This is a genomic window from Kineosporia babensis, from assembly GCF_021129305.1.
Lineage (GTDB): Bacteria > Actinomycetota > Actinomycetes > Actinomycetales > Kineosporiaceae > Kineosporia > Kineosporia babensis.
Window position 1 is genome coordinate 33,396 of record NZ_JAJOMB010000020.1, and the last position, 20,185, is coordinate 53,580.

Here is a 20,185-nt window from a genome sequence, read left to right on the forward strand (position 1 = left end):
GTTAAGCAGGTCACTCAATTGGCGCCCATTCTGCGCGAAAACCTGGCGCGGAACGCGCAACCGGTGTGAAGGTTCCCGGCAAGCCCCTCACCCGTTGCGAGGAGTGGTCAACGATGACCCCACCGAAACACCCCGGCGCGCTGAGCCGGCGGAGCCTGCTGAAGCTGGGCATGCTCGCCTCAGCCGCAGGCGCCACCGGAGGCCTCGCCGGCTGCGCCACCCCGACCGGCCTGCCCGGTCCGGGCACCCTGAATCTTGCGCTCAACCGTTCGCTGGTCAGCCTGGACAACAAGCTGAACCAGTTCGACGCGGCGGTGACCGTGCAGCGCGCGGTCCGCCAGAGCCTGACCCGGCTGACTCCCGACCTGAAGGTCCAGCCGGTCCTGGCCGAGAGCATCACCCTCACCGCCCCCACCGAGTGGACCGTGCAGCTGCGCGAGGGCATCCGCTACTCCGACGGCAGCGCGGTGCAGGTCGACGACGTCAAGGTGGCGCTGGAGTCCTACCGGGACACCGACGGCGGCTTCCTGGCCACGTTCTTCCCGGAGTGGCCGCGGGTGCAGAAGGTCGACGAGCGCACCTTCCGCCTGGTCACCGACCAGCCGCTGCCGATCCTGGACTACCTGCTCACCAACATCCTGATCACTCCGGCGCGGGCGAACCGGCCCGAGGAGCTGCAGACCGGCGTCGGCACCGGCCCCTACACGGTGCTGAACTCCGACCGCGGGGCGGGCACCTACCGGTTGCAGGCCAACCCCAACTACTGGGGGACCAAACCGACGATCGAACAGGTGGACGTCCGTTTCCTGCCTTCGGAGTCGGGTCGGGTGGTCAGCCTGCGCAGCGGGGAGATCGACGTGATCGACTCGATCACCCCCGACTCGGTGGAGCAGCTGCGCGGGCTCAAGGGCGTGAGGATCGAGACCCGCCCGGGCACCCGGCTGACCCATTTCTTCTACAACTTCCGCAAGCCCGAGAGCAGCCCGCTGGCCGATGTCCGGGTCCGTGAGGCGCTCAGCTACGCGATCGACGGCGACTCGCTGATCAATGACGTGCTGCAGGGCGCGGTCGTACCCGTGCAGGGGGTGGTGGCGCCGGATCTGACCGGCGCCGCCGCGGTCGGTGAGTACCGCTACGACCCGGCCAGGGCCCGTCAGTTGCTCAGCGACCTGGGCGTGCGCGACCTGCCGATGACGATCATCTGGGAGTCGGGCGAGTTCGCCGGTGACAGCCAGGTGATGGAAGCGGTCTACGAGATGCTCCGCGCGGTCGGGGTCCGGGTGAAGCTGCAGCAGTTCGAGCCCGGCGGCGACATCTCCACCTGGCGCCAGGGCAAGGGCGGCGACTGGGATCTGCTGGCCAACGGCTACGCCAGCCCCACCGGCCTGGCCGTGACCATGCTCCAGGGCATGTTCACCGGTACCCCGGAGAAGGAGAAGACCCGGGACACCTACCACGGGTACATCGTTCCCGAGGTCACGAAGCTGATCGGCCAGGCCTCCTCCGAGGTGGACGAGCAGCAACGCGAGGAGCTGCTGGTGCAGGCCCAGGAAGCGGTCTGGAAGACCTGGCCGGCGATGTGGGCGTTCGCCCCGAAGGCCGTGGTCGCCCGGCGCGACCGAGTGGGCGGAATGACGCTCGGCGCCAACAACTCCTACGACCTCACCACCGTGCGATTGGGGGCATGAGCCATGTCGCGCAGACCTCAACTGCCGCCGCTGACCAAGTACGCGGGCAAACGCCTGACCCAGAGCGTGCTCACCGTGTTCCTCACCGTCTCCACGGTTTTCGTCCTGATCCGGCTGGCCCCCGGCGATCCGGCCCGGGCCTACGCCGGCCCGTTCGCCACCAACGAGCAGCTCGCCGAGGTCCGTGAGCGCTTCGGCCTGGACCAGTCGATCCTCTCCCAGTACTGGACCTTCCTGACCGGGCTCTTCCAGGGCGACCTCGGGACGTCCTTCAGTTACCAGGACTCGGCGCTGAGCGTGGTCCTGGACCGGATGCCCTACACGATCACCCTGGCCACCTCGGCGATCCTGCTGACCACGATCGTCTCGGTGCCGCTGGGGGTCTGGATGGCCCGGCACGCCGACAGCCGCCGCGAACTGGGCGCGAACGTCCTCACCGTGGCCGGGCAGTCGATGCCGGAGTTCTGGACCGGCGTCATGCTGCTGACCCTGTTCGCCGTGCTGGTGCCGATCCTGCCGGCCTCCGGGTTCACCACCTGGGGCGGGCTGGTGCTGCCCACGGTCACCGTCGCCATCCTGCAGATCGCCCTGATCAGCCGGATGGTGCGGCGCGAGATGGTGAACAACTTCGCCTCGCCCTACCTCACCGTGGCCCGCTCCCGCGGGGTCGGCGAACGCGCCCTGACCTGGCAGTACGCCATGGGCAACGCCGCCGTGCCGGTGATCACCGCGCTCGGCACCCGGTTCGCCGCGCTGCTGAACGGTGTGGTCGTGGTCGAGGTGGTGTTCGCCTGGCCCGGCGTCGGCTCCCTGGTGGTGCGGGCCCTGGAGACCCGCGACTACCCGCTGATCGTGGCCACCGTACTGGTCACCTCGGTCCTGTCGGTCACCGTGCAACTGCTGATCGATCTCCTGTACCCGCTGCTGGACCCGCGGGTCCGCCTCGGAAAGGCCACCTCATGAGCGTCTCCGTCGAAAGGCCCAGTGCGGTCACCGCGGACGATCTCGCCCGCTCGGCCGTGGCGGGCAAGCACCGGGGCAACCGTTTCAAGACCGTCACCGGCGCGATCTGCACCCTGGTCGTGGTGATCCCGGTGGCGCTGGCCCAGGTGCTGCCGATCCCCGACCCGGACCAGCAGGACCTGTCCCAGCGCCGGCTGCCGCCGCTGACCGACGGGCACCTGTTCGGCACCGACGCCCTGGGCCGCGATCTGCTCTCGCTGGTACTGCACGGCGGCCAGGTCTCGATCGCCATCGGCCTGCTCGCGGTCACCGTCTCCGGCCTGATCGGGATCCTGGCCGGTTCGGCCGCCGGGTTCTTCGGCGGCTGGGTGGACACCGCGGTCTCCCGGCTGCTGGAGGCCCAGATGTCGCTGCCGCTGCTGATGATGCTCCTGCTCGTGGTCGCCCTGTTCGGCCCCTCGCTGCCGGTGATCACCCTGGTCATCGCGATCGCGCAGTGGCCCGAGGTGGCCCGGCTGACCCGCTCGCTGGTGCTGGTGGAGCGGGAAAAGCCTTACGTGGCCGCCGCTCAGGTCCTGGGACTGCGCCGGCTGCAGATCCTGTCGCAGCACGTGCTGCCCAACGTGATCCGCCCGGCCTCGCTGGTGGTGCTTCTGCTGCTGGCCCAGGCCGTGCTTCTGGAGAGCGCGCTGAGCTACCTCGGCGCCGGTCCCCAGCGTCCGTTCGCCACCTGGGGACGGATCATCTCCGACGGCCAGAACTACATCACCACCTCGTGGTGGCTGGTCACTCTTCCCGGCCTGGTGATCGTGCTGCTGGTGGTCGGGGTCAACCTGCTCGGTGACGGCGTGCGCGACCGGGTGCGCCGTCGGAAGGTGGTGCAGTCGTGAAGCTTCTCGAAGTAGAGGACCTGCAGATCGAGCTGATGACCGAAGCGGGCGTGGTCCGCGCGGTCGACGGCGTGAGCTTCTGCGTCGGGGAGGGCGAGACCGTCACCCTGATCGGCGAGTCCGGCTCGGGCAAGTCGACCACCGCGATGGGTGTGCTGCGGCTGCTGCCGGCCGGCCTGGCGGTGCTGTCGGGCCGGGTGGAGCTGGCCGGTAAGGACGTCATCGCCGACCCGGACTCGATCGTGGACGTGCGTGGCCGCTCGGTCTCGCTGATCCCGCAGGACCCGATGACCGCGCTGAACCCGGTCTTCACGGTGGGGCGCCAACTGGCCGGGGCGGTGCGCACCCGGCATCCGGAACTCTCCCGTTCCCAGGCCCGGGACCGCGCGGCCGAACTCCTGGACAGCGTGCACATTCCCGACCCTTCGGCTCAGCTGCGCAAGTACCCGCACCAGCTCTCGGGGGGCATGCTCCAGCGCATCCTGATCGCGATCGCCCTGGCCGGCGAGCCCCGGCTGCTGGTGGCCGACGAGCCGACCAGTGCCCTGGACGTGACCGTTCAGGCGGGCGTGCTCGACCTGCTGCTGGAACTGCAGGAGCGCACCCGGATCGGCATCCTGATGATCACGCACGACCTCGGCGTGGCCCGGGTGGTGTCCGACCGCATCCACGTGATGAAGGCCGGCCGCTTCACCGAGAGCGGCGAGGTGGAGGACATCGTCGAGCGCCCCCAGACCGAGTACACCCGCAAGCTTCTCGCGGCCATCCCCCAACTCGACGCGCCGTCCACCACCGCACCGGAAACCCCGGCCGGCCAGAACGTCCCCAAGCAGGAAAGCCCAACCCCCGCACCCCCGGCCGAGGCTCCCGCGGCCAGCCCTGCAGAACCAACCGCCACAACCCTCAAACCAGAGGACGCCCGCCGCCCCGCCGGGGCAACCGGCCTCTCGGCCGTCCCCGGCACCGCAACCACTGCCACAACCGCTGCCCGGCCGGAAGGAGCACGCCCGTGACCGAGCACCACAACACCGAGCACCGCGCCGACGTCGTTCTCCGCGTGGAACACCTCGTGGTCGACTACCCCACCCCCACCGGCATCCACCGCGCCGTGGACGATGTCAGCCTGAGCGTGGAACGCGGACGCACCGTGGCCCTGGTCGGTGAATCGGGCTGCGGAAAATCCACCGTGGCGCGCGCTTTGGTACGCCTGGTCAAGCCGACTTCGGGATCAATCGTCCTCGCCGAGACCGATATCGCCCAATTGCCGGAGAAGAAGCTGCGGCCGCTGCGCTCGAAGATCCAGATGGTGTTCCAGGACCCGTACGGCTCGCTCGACCCGCACCTGACCGCGCAGCAGATCGTGGCCGAACCGCTGAAACTGCGCGGGGTTTCCACCGCCGAGCGGAACAAGGAGGCCGCGCACCTGATCGACCTGGTCGGGCTGCCGTCGACCGCGCTGAACCGGGGACCGGCCGAGTTCTCCGGCGGCCAGCGCCAGCGGATCGGCATTGCCCGGGCCCTGGCCAGCCGCCCTGAGGTGCTGGTCTGCGACGAGGCCACCAGCGCACTTGACGTGTCGGTGCAGGCTCAGGTGCTCAAGCTGCTGGCCGAACTGCAGCAGCAGACCGGGGTGAGCTACCTGTTCATCTCGCACAACCTCGGCGTGGTGCGGGAAATCAGCCAGGACGTGGTGGTGATGCGCCGGGGCCAGGTGGTCGAGGCCGGACCCACGCAGCAGGTGCTGTCCCAGCCGGCCGAGCCCTACACCCGGGCGCTGCGAGCAGCCGCGCTCGACCCGGCCACGATTCGAGGACGCAAGCCCCGCAGCGTCCTCGCTGTACAGGGAAAGGTTGCGTAGTGCGTCCCCCATTCGAATTCAGCCGCCTCGCCCTCGGCACGATGACGTTCGGCGACACGGTGGACAAGGAGACGGCCGGGCGCATGCTCGACGTCGCCCTGGACGCCGGTGTCACGATGATCGACACGGCCAACGGATACGCCGGCGGGGCCACGGAATCGCTCCTGGGAGAGCTTCTTCCCTCCCGGAGCGGATTCGTGCTGGCCACCAAGGCGGGCATCCCCCACCCCGATGCCGACGGCGCCCCGCCCCTTTCGGCCAAGGCCATCCGGGCCTGCGTCGAGGGCAGCCTGAACCGGCTGGGCGTGGAGCGGGTCGACCTGTTCTACCTGCACCAGCCCGACCGTTCCACCCCGCTGGAGGAGACTCTCGGCGAGGTTGCCCGGCTGGTCGCCGAAGGCAAGATCGGTGCGCTCGGCGTCTCCAACTTCTCCGCCTGGCACATCGCCGCCGTGGATGCGGCCGCCGACGCCGTCGGCACCCCGCGTCCAGTTGTCGCGCAGCAGCTCTACAACCTGATCGCCCGCCGGATCGAGGAGGAGTACGCCGAGTTCGCCGTCACCAGCGGCCTTTCGACCATGGTCTACAACCCGCTCGGCGGTGGGCTGCTGGCCGGCCGGCACAGCTTCGGCGACCGGCCCGAGCACGGCCGGTTCGGCGACTCCCGGCTGGCCGCGATGTACACCGAACGCTACTGGAACGCCGAGATCTTCGACGCGATCGAGGCGGTGAACGACATCGCCGAGCAGGCCGGCCTGAGCCCGAGTGAGCTGGCTCTGCGCTGGCTGCTGAGCCGGGACGTGGTCGGCTCGATCCTGCTCGGCGGCTCCAAGGTCGCACACCTGGAGGCCAACCTGGCCGCCGCCGAGAAGGGCCCGCTGCCGCAGGACGTGGTGGAGGCCTGCGATCAGGTCGGCGCGCAGCTGCGCGGCCCGATGCCTGCCTACCACCGCTGAAAGTCACCCCAGAAAGGAATTTCTCCCATGACCGTCGCTGACTTCGCCGCCCGGCTGCGCAACCGCGAGACCCTGGTCGGGTACTGGGTCCTGCTGGACGCCCCGCCCTCGACCGAGAGACTGGCCCGCCTCGGCTACGACTACGTCGCGATGGACGCCCAGCACGGCCTGTTCGGCTACGACGGCATGCTGGCCGGCCTCACCGCGATCGACGCCGGCGGCAGCTCGGCCGGGGTGATCCGGGTGAGCTCGAACGACCCGGGCACGATCGGCCGGGCCCTGGACGCGGGCGCCACCGGCATCATCGTGCCGCTGATCAACACCGCCGAGGACGCGGCCGCGGCGGTCGCGGCCGCACGCTACGCGCCCAACGGCATTCGCTCCTACGGTCCGATGCGCTCGATGCTCCGGGTCGGGCCGAAGCCGGCCGAGGCCGATGCCGCGGTGGCCGTGCTGGCGATGATCGAGACCGCGCAGGGCCTGGAGAACGTGGAGGCGATCGCCGCCACGCCCGGGCTGGACGGGCTCTACGTCGGGCCCTCCGACCTGACTTTGGCCATCGGCGGCGCGACGTCGACCGATCCGGCCGTGGCCGACGCGTTCGAGGCCGCGCTGACCCGGGTGAAGCAGGCCTGCGAGGAGAACGGGATCGCGGCCGGTCTGCACACCCCCTCCGGCGAGGTCGCGGCCAAGCGAATCTCCGAAGGGTGGACGGTCCTGACCGTCGCCTGCGACCTGGTTCACCTGGAAGTGGCTGCCCGTAATCACCTTTCGGTCGCCCGAGGTGAGGCATGAGCGTCGACAAGGCGCTGCTGGACGGCCGGCTCCGGCCCGGCGACCCGGGCCGCTCCGACGCCTATCTGGACGTTCCCACGGTCCAGAGCCACGCGTCCTTCATTACCACGCTCCCCGACGGCGACCTCGGAATGGTCTGGTTCGGCGGCACGCAGGAGGGCGTCGGCGACATCAGCGTCTGGTTCTCCCGGCTGATCGAAGACGTCTGGACCGCACCGGTCCAGTTGTCCGACGATGCCCAGCATTCCGAGCAGAACCCGGTCCTCTTCCCGACTCCCGGCGGTGACCTGTGGCTGCTGTGGACCGCGCAGCGCGCCGGCGATCAGGACACGGCCTCGGTGCGGCGCCGGATCTCGAAGGACTCGGGGCAGACCTGGGGCGAGGTCGAGACCCTCTTCCCGGCGGACGAGCGCAGTGGCGTTTTCATCCGGCAACCGGTCGTGGTCACCGAATCCGGCCGTTGGCTGCTGGGGATCTTCCGCTGTGTGAAGGTGCCCGGCGAACGCTGGAGCGGTGATGCGGACACCAGCTCGGTGATGCTGTCGGACGACCAGGGCACGACCTGGCGCGAGGTCGAAGTTCCGGCCAGCGTCGGCTCGGTACACATGAACATCGTTGACCTGGGCGGTGGTTCGCTGGTGGCCCTGTACCGCAGCCGGTGGGCCGACCACATCTACCTGTCCCGATCGTCCGACGACGGCTCGAGCTGGAGCGCCCCGCAGCCGACCGACCTGCCCAACAACAACTCGTCCATCATGCAGACCCGCCTGTCCGACGGCCGCCTGGCCCTGGTGTTCAACGACTCCAGCCGGCTCGACGCCACCGAACGCCGGCTTTCGCTCTACGACGAGATCGACGAGAACGGCATTGTGGAGGACGCTGCTCCAGCCGTGGTCGAGGTTGCGGAGCACAAGGCCTTCTGGGGTGCTCCGCGGGCGCCGATGACGCTGGCCCTCTCGCCCGACGGTGGCGAAAGTTGGCAGCGCGTGCTCAACCTGGACGAGGGCGACGGCTACTGCCTGACCAACAACTCCCGCGACGGCCTGAACCGTGAGCTGTCCTACCCGGCGATCCACCAGGGCGCGGACGGCCTGCTGCACGTGACCTACACGTACCACCGGCAGACCATCAAGCACGTCCGGCTGGACCTTTCCCGGATCGGCGTCTGACATGGCCGTGCTGGTGACCGGTGTGAGCTCGGGGATCGGCCGGGCGATTGCCGAGAAGCTGATCGGGGACGGTCGGCGCGTGGTGGGCGTCAGTCGTCGCGATCCCTCTTTGCCCGGCTGTGAATGGGTCTCGGCGGATCTTTCCTCGGCCTCAGAGCTCGGCGCGGTGGCTGCGGATGTGGCCGGCCGGGGCGATCTGGATGCCGTGGTGCATGCCGCCGGGGTCCAGTTCAGTGCTCCGCTGGGCAAGCTGGACCACGAGGACGGCGCCCGGATGTGGGCGCTGCACGTGGACGCTCCGAGCCGGCTGGTCGATGCGGTGGTGGGCGGTCTGCCGGACGGTGCCCGAATCGTGCTGATCGGTAGCCGCACGGCCACCGGAGTTGCGGGCAAGAGTCAGTACTCGGCCACCAAGGCTGCGCTGATCGGTCTGACCCGCTCCTGGGCCATGGAACTGGCACCCCGCCGGATCACCGTGAATGTGGTGGCGCCGGGCCCGACGGCCACGGCCATGCTGCAGGACCCGAACCGCTCTGCCACTCCCCCGCGGGTTCCTGCGCTCGGACGGTTCGTGGAGCCTTCCGAGGTGGCCGGTCTGACGGCGTTCCTGCTGGGGCCGGACGGCGGTTCGATCACTGGGCAGCACCTGGTGATCTGCGGTGGGGCGTCGTTGTGAAGCCATCGCTGCTGGGCATTGTCGCCGACGACCTGACCGGAGCCGCCGATTCCGCCGTGGTTTTCGCCGGGTGTGGCTTCTCCGTGCAGTTGTTGCTGCCCGCTGATCCGGCGGCCGAGTCATCTGTCTGGTCGGCGGCTGAGCCTGGGCTAGGTGCCGACTCCGGGGTGCTGGCAGTCGCTACCGGTGCTCGGGCCCTACCGGATGAGAAGGCTGCCTCGGTCACGTCTGCGGGTGTGCTGGATCTGCTGGCCCGGGGGTGCGACCGGGTGTTCGTGAAGGTGGACTCGACCATGCGGGGTTCGGTCGCCGGGCAGGTGCGTGGTGCGCTGGCTGCTTGGTCCACCGCTTTCGCTGATGCTTCGGTGGTGCTCTGCCCGGCGTTTCCCTCTCAGGGGCGGACTGTCGTGGACGGGGTGGTGCTGGTCGGTGGGGTTTCGTTGGCTTCATCGGCGGCTGCTTCGGATCCGGTGACGCCAGTCCGTGCGAGTCGGCTGTCGGAGCTGGTGCAAGGGTCAGTTGCCTGGGATTTGGCGACCGCACCGGGTCGGGTGCGATATAAGGGCACGCCTACGTCTCAACCTTTGCTCGGCGTGGCCGTGTCTCCCCGGGCGGGTGGGGTTTGCCCTGCGCCAAAAGCTGGTCAGCACGGCAGCGTGTTGACGGCGGATGCGGCGACCGAGTCCGACCTGGATGCACTGGCGGCCTTGATCGACGAAGCCGGCCCAGCGGTCCTGGCAGCGGGTTCGGCCGGGCTGGCCAACGCCTTCGCTGAACTCTGGGCCGACAACACAAGCCAACCCGGGCCGGCACATCAGGCACCCGGGCGGATCCTGGTGGCCGTCAGCTCACTTCACCCGACCGCAGCGGCAGCCGTCGCCAACCTCACCGAGCCCGACACCGACGTCGTCACCACGCCCACCGAACGCCAGCCGAGCACCTCCGGGGCAGCTCAGCAGTTCGGCCAACGCGTGGCCGAGCAGCTCCGCCAGAACGACTACAGCGCGATCGTTCTCGTCGGCGGTGACGGCGCCGCCGCCACTCTCAAGGAGATCGGCGCCACGTCGGTGACGCTCCACTGCAACCTGCTGCCGGGCGTCCCGCTCGGCACCGTGAACGGCGGCACCGCAGCCGGTCTGCGCATCGTGACCAGATCCGGCGGGTTCGGCGACAACGCCGGCCTGGCCCAGATCGTCCGTCGGCTGCGAAACCCACCACCTCGTGAGCCGGGCTGACCAGCGTCGCCAGCCACCCCGTCCGTAGTTCAAGAACCTGCACCGTCCTCGGAAAGGAACCCTCATGCCTTCCCCCAGCAACTCGACCGGCCGACGTCCCGTGCTCGCCGTGACCCTTGGCGACGTCGCCGGGATCGGCCCCGAGATCACCGCCCGCACCCTGCTCAGCCACCCCGAACTGCGCGAGATCTGCGTGCCGGTGGTGGTGGGCGACGCCGACGCGCTGCGCAACGGTGCGCGTTACGCCGGGCTCGACCCGGAAGCGGTACGGGTGATCAGTGATCCGCGGGAGGCGACCAACGACCCGAACACGATCGAGGTGCTGCAGACCGGCCCCTCGCTCGGGCACATCCCGGTCGGCGAGCTCAACGCTGCGGCCGGGGACGGGTCCTACCGCTTCGTGGTGGAGGCCTGCCGGCTGGGCCGCGAAGGGCTGATCGACGGCATCGTGACGGCCCCGCTGAACAAGGCCGCGATGCACGCCGGTGGGCACAACTGGCCGGGCCACACCGAACTGCTGGCGCACGAGTTCGACGTGCGCAACTTCAGTCTGGTGCTCTCGGCCGGCGATCTGTACTTCTTCCACCTCACCGGGCACATGTCCCTGGCCGATGCGGTGGAGAACACCACGCCGCAGCGGTCGGACGATCTGCTCTCGCTCGCCGGGGCGTTCGTGCGGGCGCTGGGCAAGCCGGACGAGCCGATCGGGGTGTGCGGCCTGAACCCGCACGCCGGGGAGAACCGGATCTTCGGTAACCAGGACGCGGACGTGCTGGCCCCGGCGATCGAGCGGGCCAAGGAGCGGGGCATCAACGCGCACGGCCCGATCCCGGCGGATGCACTGATTCCGGCTGCGGTGCGCGGAAAGTGGAACATCGTGGTGGCCTGCTACCACGACCAGGGGCACGCGCCGTTCAAGGCGGTGTACGGCGACGACGGGGTCAACATCACGATCGGCCTGCCGGTGGTACGGGTCTCGGTCGACCACGGCACGGCCTTCGACATCGCCGGTCAGGGCATCGCCCGGGAAGCCAGCCTGGTGCTGGCCTGCGAGCGGGCGGCGGCGCTGGCCCCGGGCTGGGACGACGTGTACCAGGCGGCGATCGCCGGGGCCAGTACGCCTGCCTGACAGATGCTTTCAGACGGCCAGGGTCTCGGTGCGCGGCAGCACGATCGGTGCGGGCGCGCTGAGGCTCTGGCCGTTGGGGGTGCAGTTCAGGCAGCTGACGATGCGGCGCTTCGGGGCCCTGGGGACCATGCCGATCGGGCCGGCGGTGGGCTGGACGACGGTCGCGTGCTCGAGACAGGTTGCGGCGCCGCAGTAGTGGCAGCAGCCGACGGCGGTGGCGTGGTGGCCGTTGTGCAGGGCACAGTCGAGGCAGTGCATGGGTAGGGGGTTTCCGTTCTCGTGGGGAAGTCAGGCGAGAAGAGTGAAGGGGCAACCGGGTGCGCAGGTGGAGAACCGGCCGCATCCCCCAGGTTGCCGATGCTCAGGAAGGTACACGCAGCAAGGAGAACGGGCTACTTGATCCTTCGTAGGATGTGGCCGAGATCACGCAAACGTCGCGATGCCCCGCCGGCCGGAATGGCCTGCGGGGCATCGTGGTGTCGGATCAGCCGTTGTCGGTGACCGTGAGGATCGCCTTGCTGGTGAACGCCAGGGGCGCGCCGGTGAAAGTGCCGCTCGGGGTGAACTTCACCTGGTAGATGCCCTCGGCCGAGGCCGGGACGGTGATCACGGCGGACTTGCCGTCGGCGGCCGGGGCGACGTCGTCGAGCTGGACTTCGGTGCCGGCGTTGAGGTTACGCAGGACGAAGGTTCCGGACAGGCCGTGACCGGTGAGCTTGACCGTGCCGCCGGTGGTCGGCAGCACGGCCTTGGAGCTGCCGGAGATCCCGGCGGTGTAGGTGAGAGTCACCGCCGGAGCCGCGATCCCGGATCGGTAGACGATGAGGTCGGCGTTCTGCCCGGGAGTACCGGCCGGGACGGTTGCCTCGGCGGTGGTGTCGGACAGCCACTTCAGCGCGACCGGGCGGGCGATCGTCCTGCCGTTGACCGTGCTCTCCAGCTTGGCCGTGATCTTCTTGGCGGTCATCTCCCGGGCGTTGGCGCCCAGACCGGTGGTGGTCAGGACCAGCTTGCCGCCGCCGGCCAGCAACCGGGTGCTGGAACTGGTCACCGCCGACACAGCTACGGCCTCGAGCTTGTCCAGGGTCCGGCCGGAGTCGGCGCTCTCGCCCAGGCCGCTCTTGAGCACCACCCGGTACTGACCCGCCGGGGCGGCCGGAGCGGTGAAGCCGATCTGGGTCTGGGTCTTCGAGGTGATGACGGCGTCGATGTCCTGGCCGCTGTTCACGCTGCTGCTGGTCGGCCGCAGCACGAGCGCGTCGGACTGGGTGGCGTCGAGCGCCGCGAGATCGGTTCCGGTGACGGTGATCGCCGCGCCTCCGGTGACCGCGAAGGCCGTGCTGGACAGACGGCTGATTTTCGGCGCCGTGTACTTCACGTCCAGACGGGTGGCCGGGCTGAGGGCGGAGAAGCCGGCGCCCGAGGTGGGGGCGAACGAGACTCGCCAGGTACCGGCGCCGCCAGCGACCTGGGCCGGCAGCTTCACCTGCACCCGAGAGTCACTTTCGAGGAAGACACCGGCCGAGGCGGAGTTCAGCGCCGCCTGCGAAGCCACGATCGGCAGGCTGACCTCACCGCTGCCGGCGACCTCGCTCAGCTTCCAGTTCTGTGACTTCGACAGGCCGGTTCCGGTGATCGTGCCGTTGCGGGCGCCGGTCGCCGCGTCCACCTTCCAGGCGGCCGCGGTGACCCGGCCCAGGTAGGTCACGGTCACCGTCCCGGCCGACACGCCGTTCTTCTGGATCTCGATCGTGGCGTCGGTGCCGCCCTGGCCCGCGGGCAGGGCGATCCGCAGCGAGGAACTGGACACCCAGGTCGGCGAAACCTTACGAGTGCCGGTGCTTGTGGTGACGGTGGCGGTGTACTTGGCGCTGCGGAAGGCTGCGGCGGTGGCGCCCAGGCTGGTGCTCGAGGACAGCTCGAGCTTGGCGTTGCCGGTGGCCGGCTGCTGGCTCGAGCCGATCACGCTGAAGGTGCCGGCCGAGTCGTCCGGGTCCTGGTCGGTGACCGGGGTGTTGCTCTCGAAGCCGCCCAGGGTGGCGGCCTCGCGCACGTACTGGCCCACGAAATCCCAAGCCAGCGTGCCGTACCCGGCGTTACCCCAGCCCGTCCCCCATGAGTTCTGGATCTGGATGCCGGTGCTGTCGTAGCCCATCGCGACCACCGCGTGGCCGCCGCGCTCGCTCTGCCCGGCGACCTCGGAGGCCTCCAGGACGTTGTCGTGGCCGGGCGCGTTCAGGTAGTCGAACTCGTTGTAGATCGGCAGCGCCAGGTACACCGGGTCGCCACCGGCCAGGGCGGCCTTGATCGCGTTGTTCTTGGCGGTGTTGGTGCTGCCCGGGGAGGTGTTCCCCGCGTACAGCATGTTGAATCCGGCCATCTTGTACGGCGCTGCCGCGAGCCGGTCGCCCGAGGTCGGCGCGGTGCGGAAGTCGTAGTCGTCGCCGGAGTACTTGGCCTTGGGGGCGATGCCCTGGTCGTCCAGCAGTTGCAGGCCGTCGACCGAGTAGGCGCCGCCGCCCCCGCCGCTGTTGCTGACCTTGATCTGCGAGTACATGTACATCGGGGCGAACGGCTGACCGCCCTTGCCGTAGCGGTTGGCGTACCAGCCGGCGATCGCGTAGCCCTGCGACCAGGCGACGCAGGAGTCCACGGCGCCCTGGTTGCCCACCGGAACCGCGTACGCGCGCAGGTCCACCGAGGCCGGCAGCGGCGCGGAGGCGTAGAGGCGGTCGGCCTGGACGACCTGGCTGGAGAACTTCAGCCCGCCGTAGTGCACCGGGCGGTCCTCGGCGGCCGCGGCGGGGGCGAACAACGCCACGCCCATCCCGGCCGCCAGGATGCTGCTCATCACCATGCGTTCAGTTCTCGCCCAACCCATGGTCACCGAGTGTGGCCATCTGACACCGTTACGTGAACGGCCGACCGGGTGATGCCTCACGGTTCGCCACCTAGAATCGCCCGGACGGACCAACCACCTGACCAAGCCTGACTAAGGACGTTTGTGAGCACCGAACAGCTGATCGGAACCATCAGTGCCGACAAGCCTTTGCTGGTGGTCGCGGTCAAGGAGGAGGCCCAGTTCCTGGACGCCGGGCTGCCGGTGCTGATCACTGGGATCGGCAAGATCAACGCCACCACCGCGCTGACCCTGACCCTGGCCGCCGGGGTGCGCCCGGCGAGCCTGGTCAATCTGGGGACGGCCGGAGCGTTGCGTTCCGGTCTGGTGGGCCTGCACGAGATCAGCACGGTGATCCAGCACGACCTGGACACCGATCTGCTGTTCCGGCTCACCGGTGAGACCTACGGTGCCCCGCTGCAGCTCGCGGCGCCCGGCGGCATCGCGCTGGCCTCAGGCGACACGTTCGTCGCGGGTGGGCCGCAGCGCGATGCCCTGGCCGAGCAGGCGCACCTGGTGGACATGGAGGGCTACGCCGTGGCCGCCGCCGCGGCCCGCCTGGACCTGCCGGTGCGGCTGATCAAGCTGGTCAGCGACGACGCCGACGAGAACTCCGCCCGCACCTGGCCGGAGACGGTGAGCGAGTGCGCCCGGGTGCTGGCCGACTGGGTGCAGCGCGAGCTCGCCTAGGACAGGGCCTAGACCTCGGCGCGGATCGCGGCCAGCAGGTCCTCGGCCTGCTGGTCGGTGAAGCTGATCCGGAAGCGCCGCTCCAGGGTGGCGACGATGCCGATGAACGAGTCCCGGCTGTACTCCAGCAGCCGGTCCACGTCCTCGGGGGTGCGGTTGAGGGTCTCGGCCAGGAACCGCACGGTGGCGCGGCGGGCGGCCGGGTTGTTCAGGATGAACACCGGTTGGGTGTCACGCACGACCGGGCGATGGCGCGGCGCCGATTCCTGCGTGACCACCTCGGCCGCCGAGACCAGGTCGCGGCTGGAGCGCCCGGCGTGCAGGCGCACGCTCTCGCCGTCCAGCACCCAGGCCTGCCGGGAGGTGTCCCAGAACCGGAGGTCGTCCACGGGGAAGGCGATCTCGAGCTCGGTGCTCTCGCCCGCGTCCAGCTCGACTCCGGCGAAGGCGACCAGTTCCAGCAACGGACGCTGCACGCGCGGGTTTTGGTGTTCGGCGTAGATCTGGACCGTCTCGCGCCCCTGACGTTCGCCCGTGTTCTTCACCGGGACAACCAGTTCTACCGTTTCGCCGACGACCGTGGCGGTGACGGAACCGATCTCGAACATGGTGTAGCCCAGGCCGTGCCCAAAGGCGAACAGCGGCTCGCGGCCGAGGGCGTCGTACGAGCGGTACCCGACGTGGATGCCCTCGGAGTAAACATGCCGGCCGTTCTCGCCGGGGTAGGTCAGGTAGCTCGGGATGTCCTCGATCCGGGCCGGGAAGGTGGTGGTGAGCCGCCCGGTCGGCTCGGCGATGCCGACCAGGACGTCGGCGATGGCCCGGCCCGCTCCCTGCCCGGCCAGGAAGGTGGCCACGACCGCGGAAACCTCGTTCAGCCAGGGCATCACGACCGCGTCCGGGCTGGCCAGGAGCACCACTACGTCGGTTCCGGAGGCGGCCAGTTCCTGCACCAGCTGATCCTGCCCGGCGGCCAGATTCAGGGTGCGGCGGTCGGCGCCCTCACCGTCGTACTGCAGGTCGGTGTTGACGAAGACCAACACCAGATCGGCCTCGGCCGCCCCGGAGTCGTCGTCGGTATGCAGCACCTGCACGTCTTCGCCCAGCGCCCGGCGGATCTCCTCGAGCGGGATGTCAACCTGGGTGGGCATGGTGGTGGCGCTGCCGGAGCCCTGGATGATCGGCTGGACCGCGCCCGGGCCCACCACCAGAACCCGCTTCAGCTCAGCCGGGTTCAGCGGCAGCACCCCCGTGTTCTTCAGCAGCACCAGCGAGCGGGCGGCCATGCTGCGGGCCAGCTCGTGGTGCTCGGCCCGGTCGAACGCCTGCTGACGCAGCGGCCGGGCGGCGACCGCGCGGTGCACCAGTTCCAGCACCCGGCGGCAGGCCCGGTCCAGATCCTCGGTGCTGATCAGCTTCTCGTCGATCGCCCGGCGCAGGGCGGCCTTGCGGGCCGGGCTCTCGGGCATGTCCAGGTCGTTGCCGGCGCGGACCGAGGCGGCGCGGTCCTTGATGCCGTGCCAGTCGGACACCACCGCCCCGCGATAACCCCAGTCCTCGCGCAGCACCTCGCTCAGCAGCCACGGATCCTGCGACGTCTGAACCCCGTTGAGCCGGTTGTACGAGCTCATCACCGTCCACGGGTCGCTGCGCCCGACCACCCGCTCGAAGGCCTTCAGGTAGATCTCGCGCAGCGCCCGTTCCTCGATCACCGAGTCCATGGTGGTGCGCTCGACCTCGCTGTTGTTGGCGGCGAAGTGCTTCAGCGAGGCCCCGACCCCGTTCTCCTGCAGGCCCTCCACCACGCCGGCCGCGATCTCGGCGGTGAGCAGCGGGTCTTCGGAGTAGTACTCGTAGCTACGCCCGCCCAGGGGGGTGCGGCGCAGGTTGATGCCCGGCCCCAGCAGCACGTCCACCCCGAACTCGCCGCACTCGGCGGCCAGCGCGGCACCCAGTTGCCGGGCCAGCGCCGGGTCCCAGGAGCAGGCCAGGGTGGCGCCGGTCGGGAAGCAGGTGGCGGGGCGGGTGCGGCCCCAGGCGGTGTCGGTGCCGTTGGCCCGGCGGTTGACCACCGCCAGGAAGTCGTCCAGGTCGAAACCGCCCTGCTGGTCGTTCTCGATCTGTTCCTCGGAGTAGCGCACGCCGTAGGTGCCGTCGGTCATCACGATGCTCGGCACGCCGTGCCGAGGCAGCGCCGCGGTCTTCCACATCCCCCGGCCGGAGAGCAGGTCGACCTTTTCCGGCTCGGTCAGCGCGGCGAGGACGGCCTCGACGTCGAAGAGGCCGGACGGGCTGGCGTTGTCGCTCAAGAGGACTCCAGATCAGGTGGTGCAGGCTCGGTACGGAGCGGTGCTGGGGTTGTGCGGCAGTGTGCGGAGCCGGGCCGGATCTTTCAAATAGCTGATCCGGGTGAAGTACATCGACCGGTGCGATGTACTTCACGTCCACCCCGGTGCGCGAAACCTCGTGGAAACATGAGAATCACACCGGCTCCACCCGTCCGCTGATTCAGATTGCCCGTTCTGGGCGGTTTTCGCCGGTCAGCCCGGTGGCCGCCACCCGGACCGCGTCCGCCACCGCCCGGACCCGGGCCGTGGCCCGTACCGAGCGCAGGGTGGCCACCACCAGTGGCAGGCCGGGCACCTCGTCGGCGATCGGCCGGGTGATCACCCGCCGCCCGTCGTAGGTGAAGTCGTGCTGCGGGCGCTGGTTCAGGATGGAGTAGCCGTAGCCCTTGGCCACCAGCGAGCGCACGGTCTCGTAGCCGTGCGAGCGGTGCCCGACGATCGGCTCGACCCCGGCCCCGCGCATCACGTCCAGGAAGTACTCCCGGCTGTGCGGCAGGTCCAGCAGGATCAGCTTGTCGCGGGCCAGTTCGCGCAGCGGGACCCGGCTGCGGGCGGCCAGCACGTGCCCGTCGGGCAGCACCACGTGCGGGCTGACCGTGGTGACGGTCTCCCGGCGCATCTCGTCGCCGAAGGCGAAGTCGTAACTGACCGCCATCTCGGCCCGGCCCGAGCGCAGCGCCTCGCGGGCCTCGTCGGCGTCCACCTCGACCACGTCCACGTCCAGGTGCGGGTGCCGTTCGGCCAGCAGCGTCATCACGTCGGCGAGCAGGAACGGGGCGAGGGTGACGAAGAAGGCGATCCGGATCGTGCCGCGCACCTGCTCGTCCATCCCGCGGGCGGCGTCCAGCGCCTCGTCGAGGTTGCCGAGCACCGAGCGGGCGTCGCCCAGCAGTTGCTGGCCGGCCGGGGTGAGGGCCAGGCCCTTGGAGCGCATCCGGATGAACAGCTGCGCCCCGACCTGGCTTTCGAGCTGGGCCACCGCGGAGGAGACCGCCGACTGGGCCACCAGCAGGTTCATCGCCGCCTGGGTCATGCTCAGGCAGGTGGCTGCCTCGACGAAGTAGCGCAGCTGAGCCAGCGTGATGTCGGCCTTGCGGGCCATTGCTCTCCCCTGCTCGATTTCGTTCGTTGCCCGACCGCATCAGTAATTCCGATGCGGTCCCGGCACGATGACCGATCCCGTCGCCTTCCGGCAACCCCGCTCCGACCTGCAGCGACCTCTTCAGGTTTCGCCAATGTTTCTCGTCAGTTATCGGATTAATTCATCTCCGAAACTGATGCACTTACCCGCCCAATCCATTTTTTACTCCGGAAGCGAGCGCTCCTAATCTGGGCAGCGGCCGACGAGATGCCCACTGCGGTGGGGACGTCCGGCCCTACTGCCGAAAGAACCCGAACCGATCGCGCCCGGATCACCGGTGACGCCATCCCCCGCCAGTCCCCCTTCGACGGAGGTCCCGATGCGTTCTCCCCGATCCACCCGCCGCCGCACGACCACGGTCGTCGGTGCCGCCTTCGCCGCTCTGGGCGTGACCCTGGCCGGTTGCGCCGATGCCGGCAGCTCCGCCTCCGGCGGCTCGGCCGCCTCGGCCCCGGAACTGCCCGCGCAGTACGTGGACGCGGCCAAGTCGTTCTCCGAGAGCCTGCTGAGCAACGGCGAGAAGACCGAGGGCACGGTCACTGTGGTCGGCACCCTGGCCGGGACCGAGCGGGAGCGGCTGCTGTCCGCCTTCGCCCCGTTCGAGGAGGCCACCGGGATCAAGGTCGACTACACCGGCACCGAGGACTACACCACGGTGATCCAGGCCGGGGTCGACTCCGGCAACCCGGTCGACGTGATGACCGTCTCCAGCATGGCGATGGTGCGCCAGTACGCGAACTCCGGCGACCTGAAGGACGTCGGCTCGATCGTCGGCGCCGACACCCTGGAGAAGAACTTCGAGCAGGGCCTGATCGACGCGGCCACGTTCGACGACAAGACCTACGCGCTGTACATGTCGCTGGACAACTTCATGGTCTGGTACGACCCGCAGAAGTACGACGGGCCGACCGACGGCGACTGGGACGAGCTCAGCGCCTGGACCGAGCAGCAGGCCGCCTCCGGCAGCGCCCCCTGGTGCCTGGGCCTGAGTGCGGGCGCCAGCACCGGCTGGCCGGGCACCTTCATGGTGTTCAACCAGATCATGAAGTCGCAGGGCCCGGAGTTCACCGCGGGCCTGGCCACCGGTGAGACCAAGTGGTCGGACCCGAAGGTGAAGGCCGCCTTCGAGGCGATCGGCGAGATCGTGCACACCGACGGCATGGTCTACGGCGGTCCCTCGGCGGCGCTGTCCACCGAGCCCGGGGCGGCCGGCAACGGCATGTACAACGACCAGTGCTCGCTGTTCGAGTGGGGTACCTACGGGGCCGCCACCCTGATGGCCGGCAACCCGGCGGTCAAGGCCGGCGAGAACCTGGACTTCATGCCGATCCCGGCCGAGAACCCGGACTACGCCGGCACCGAGGCCTACACCGGCACCGTGGTGGCCGCCTTCGCCGACCGGCCCGAGGTGCAGTCGTTCCTGAAGTACCTGGCCTCCGACGAGGCGCAGACCCTGATCGCGGCCACCGGCAACTACGTGGCCCCGAACCAGAACGTGCCGGCCGAGGCCTACCCGAACGAACTGCTGAAGAAGATCTCCACCGACCTGCTCAGCAAGGACCTGGCGCCGCTGCCGAGCCACACCATCGACACCAGCGTGCGGTCCACCGTCTACACCGCGTTCTCCAACTACGTTCAGGACGCCTCCACCCTGGACGCCGGGCTGAAGTCGATCGACGACGCCCAGGCCGCCCTCGGCTGACCTGCCCTCTTTCTCGGGGGAGCCCGGTACCGCCGGGCTCCCCCGC

At 69.7% G+C, this 20,185-nt stretch carries 17 protein-coding genes; 13 read left to right on the plus strand and 4 right to left on the minus strand.

Annotation, left to right across the window (positions count from 1 at the left end):
- Positions 1-113 precede the first annotated feature (113 nt).
- From LR394_RS29755 to pdxA, 11 genes are all read left to right on the plus strand, one after another.
- The gene (locus tag LR394_RS29755) at positions 114-1,688 is read left to right on the plus strand and encodes an ABC transporter substrate-binding protein (protein WP_231447905.1); all 1,575 of its coding nucleotides are present in this window, start codon (positions 114-116) and stop codon (positions 1,686-1,688) included.
- Positions 1,689-1,691: 3 nt separating this feature from the next.
- Positions 1,692-2,651 (plus strand): ABC transporter permease, encoded by a 960-nt coding sequence (locus tag LR394_RS29760; RefSeq protein ID WP_231447906.1) that lies wholly within the window; start codon positions 1,692-1,694, stop codon positions 2,649-2,651.
- Positions 2,648-3,541: an ABC transporter permease gene (locus tag LR394_RS29765; RefSeq protein WP_231447907.1), complete on the plus strand. Its 894-nt coding sequence runs from the start codon at positions 2,648-2,650 to the stop codon at positions 3,539-3,541. Before LR394_RS29760 ends, LR394_RS29765 begins: the two co-directional genes overlap by 4 nt.
- Positions 3,538-4,554, plus strand: a complete 1,017-nt coding sequence (locus tag LR394_RS29770; protein WP_231447908.1) for an ABC transporter ATP-binding protein — start codon at positions 3,538-3,540, stop codon at positions 4,552-4,554. The genes LR394_RS29765 and LR394_RS29770 overlap by 4 nt, the downstream gene beginning before the upstream one ends.
- Complete coding sequence (locus tag LR394_RS29775; protein WP_231447909.1) at positions 4,551-5,399, plus strand: ATP-binding cassette domain-containing protein; 849 nt, start codon at positions 4,551-4,553, stop codon at positions 5,397-5,399. Before LR394_RS29770 ends, LR394_RS29775 begins: the two co-directional genes overlap by 4 nt.
- The gene (locus LR394_RS29780; RefSeq protein ID WP_231447910.1) at positions 5,399-6,355 is read left to right on the plus strand and encodes an aldo/keto reductase; all 957 of its coding nucleotides are present in this window, start codon (positions 5,399-5,401) and stop codon (positions 6,353-6,355) included. Before LR394_RS29775 ends, LR394_RS29780 begins: the two co-directional genes overlap by 1 nt.
- A 27-nt stretch (positions 6,356-6,382) precedes the next feature.
- Entirely contained in the window at positions 6,383-7,150 is a 768-nt protein-coding gene (locus LR394_RS29785) for an HpcH/HpaI aldolase family protein (RefSeq protein ID WP_231447911.1), read from the plus strand.
- Positions 7,147-8,319 carry a sialidase family protein gene (locus LR394_RS29790; RefSeq protein ID WP_231447912.1) on the plus strand — a complete coding sequence of 391 codons (1,173 nt, stop codon included), beginning with the start codon at positions 7,147-7,149 and terminating at the stop codon, positions 8,317-8,319. The genes LR394_RS29785 and LR394_RS29790 overlap by 4 nt, the downstream gene beginning before the upstream one ends.
- A gap of 1 nt (position 8,320) precedes the next feature.
- Entirely contained in the window at positions 8,321-8,995 is a 675-nt protein-coding gene (locus tag LR394_RS29795; RefSeq protein WP_231447913.1) for an SDR family NAD(P)-dependent oxidoreductase, read from the plus strand.
- Positions 8,992-10,230, plus strand: coding sequence for a four-carbon acid sugar kinase family protein (locus LR394_RS29800; protein ID WP_231447914.1), 1,239 nt, complete (start codon positions 8,992-8,994; stop codon positions 10,228-10,230). The genes LR394_RS29795 and LR394_RS29800 overlap by 4 nt, the downstream gene beginning before the upstream one ends.
- Before the next feature lie 64 nt (positions 10,231-10,294).
- Complete coding sequence (pdxA, locus tag LR394_RS29805) at positions 10,295-11,359, plus strand: 4-hydroxythreonine-4-phosphate dehydrogenase PdxA (RefSeq protein ID WP_231447915.1); 1,065 nt, start codon at positions 10,295-10,297, stop codon at positions 11,357-11,359.
- A gap of 9 nt (positions 11,360-11,368) precedes the next feature.
- On the opposite strand, the gene LR394_RS29810 is transcribed toward pdxA, so the two are convergent.
- Together LR394_RS29810 and LR394_RS42190 are read right to left on the minus strand one after the other, a co-directional pair.
- On the minus strand, positions 11,369-11,617 hold the full coding sequence (locus LR394_RS29810; protein WP_231447916.1) for a hypothetical protein: 249 nt from the start codon (positions 11,615-11,617) through the stop codon (positions 11,369-11,371).
- Positions 11,618-11,843: 226 nt separating this feature from the next.
- Entirely contained in the window at positions 11,844-14,210 is a 2,367-nt protein-coding gene (locus tag LR394_RS42190) for an IPT/TIG domain-containing protein (RefSeq protein WP_269329998.1), read from the minus strand.
- A gap of 153 nt (positions 14,211-14,363) precedes the next feature.
- On the opposite strand from LR394_RS42190, the gene LR394_RS29825 reads away from it, so the two are divergent.
- Positions 14,364-14,948 (plus strand): nucleosidase, encoded by a 585-nt coding sequence (locus LR394_RS29825; protein WP_231447917.1) that lies wholly within the window; start codon positions 14,364-14,366, stop codon positions 14,946-14,948.
- Positions 14,949-14,956: 8 nt separating this feature from the next.
- Here LR394_RS29825 and LR394_RS29830 read toward each other — a convergent pair whose 3' ends face one another.
- On the minus strand, positions 14,957-17,257 hold the full coding sequence (locus tag LR394_RS29830; protein WP_231447918.1) for a beta-glucosidase: 2,301 nt from the start codon (positions 17,255-17,257) through the stop codon (positions 14,957-14,959).
- 199 nt (positions 17,258-17,456) lie between these two features.
- The gene (locus LR394_RS29835; RefSeq protein WP_231447919.1) at positions 17,457-18,398 is read right to left on the minus strand and encodes a LysR family transcriptional regulator; all 942 of its coding nucleotides are present in this window, start codon (positions 18,396-18,398) and stop codon (positions 17,457-17,459) included.
- A 358-nt stretch (positions 18,399-18,756) separates the two neighbouring features.
- Here LR394_RS29835 and LR394_RS29840 point away from each other — a divergent pair, with 358 nt between their 5' ends.
- Positions 18,757-20,139 (plus strand): ABC transporter substrate-binding protein, encoded by a 1,383-nt coding sequence (locus tag LR394_RS29840; protein WP_231447920.1) that lies wholly within the window; start codon positions 18,757-18,759, stop codon positions 20,137-20,139.
- Positions 20,140-20,185 lie beyond the last annotated feature (46 nt).

Bases quoted from the DNA above. Each gene is read 5' to 3' on its own strand.
- LR394_RS29755 (WP_231447905.1), top strand. From the start codon at position 114: ATGACCCCACCGAAACACCCCGGCGCGCTGAGCCGGCGGAGCCTGCTG.
- LR394_RS29760 (WP_231447906.1), top strand. From the start codon at position 1,692: ATGTCGCGCAGACCTCAACTGCCGCCGCTGACCAAGTACGCGGGCAAA.
- LR394_RS29765 (WP_231447907.1), top strand. From the start codon at position 2,648: ATGAGCGTCTCCGTCGAAAGGCCCAGTGCGGTCACCGCGGACGATCTC.
- LR394_RS29785 (WP_231447911.1), top strand. From the start codon at position 6,383: ATGACCGTCGCTGACTTCGCCGCCCGGCTGCGCAACCGCGAGACCCTG.
- LR394_RS29790 (WP_231447912.1), top strand. From the start codon at position 7,147: ATGAGCGTCGACAAGGCGCTGCTGGACGGCCGGCTCCGGCCCGGCGAC.
- LR394_RS29795 (WP_231447913.1), top strand. From the start codon at position 8,321: ATGGCCGTGCTGGTGACCGGTGTGAGCTCGGGGATCGGCCGGGCGATT.
- pdxA (WP_231447915.1), top strand. From the start codon at position 10,295: ATGCCTTCCCCCAGCAACTCGACCGGCCGACGTCCCGTGCTCGCCGTG.
- LR394_RS29810 (WP_231447916.1), bottom strand. From the start codon at position 11,617: ATGCACTGCCTCGACTGTGCCCTGCACAACGGCCACCACGCCACCGCC.
- LR394_RS42190 (WP_269329998.1), bottom strand. From the start codon at position 14,210: ATGAGCAGCATCCTGGCGGCCGGGATGGGCGTGGCGTTGTTCGCCCCC.
- LR394_RS29835 (WP_231447919.1), bottom strand. From the start codon at position 18,398: ATGGCCCGCAAGGCCGACATCACGCTGGCTCAGCTGCGCTACTTCGTC.
- LR394_RS29840 (WP_231447920.1), top strand. From the start codon at position 18,757: ATGCGTTCTCCCCGATCCACCCGCCGCCGCACGACCACGGTCGTCGGT.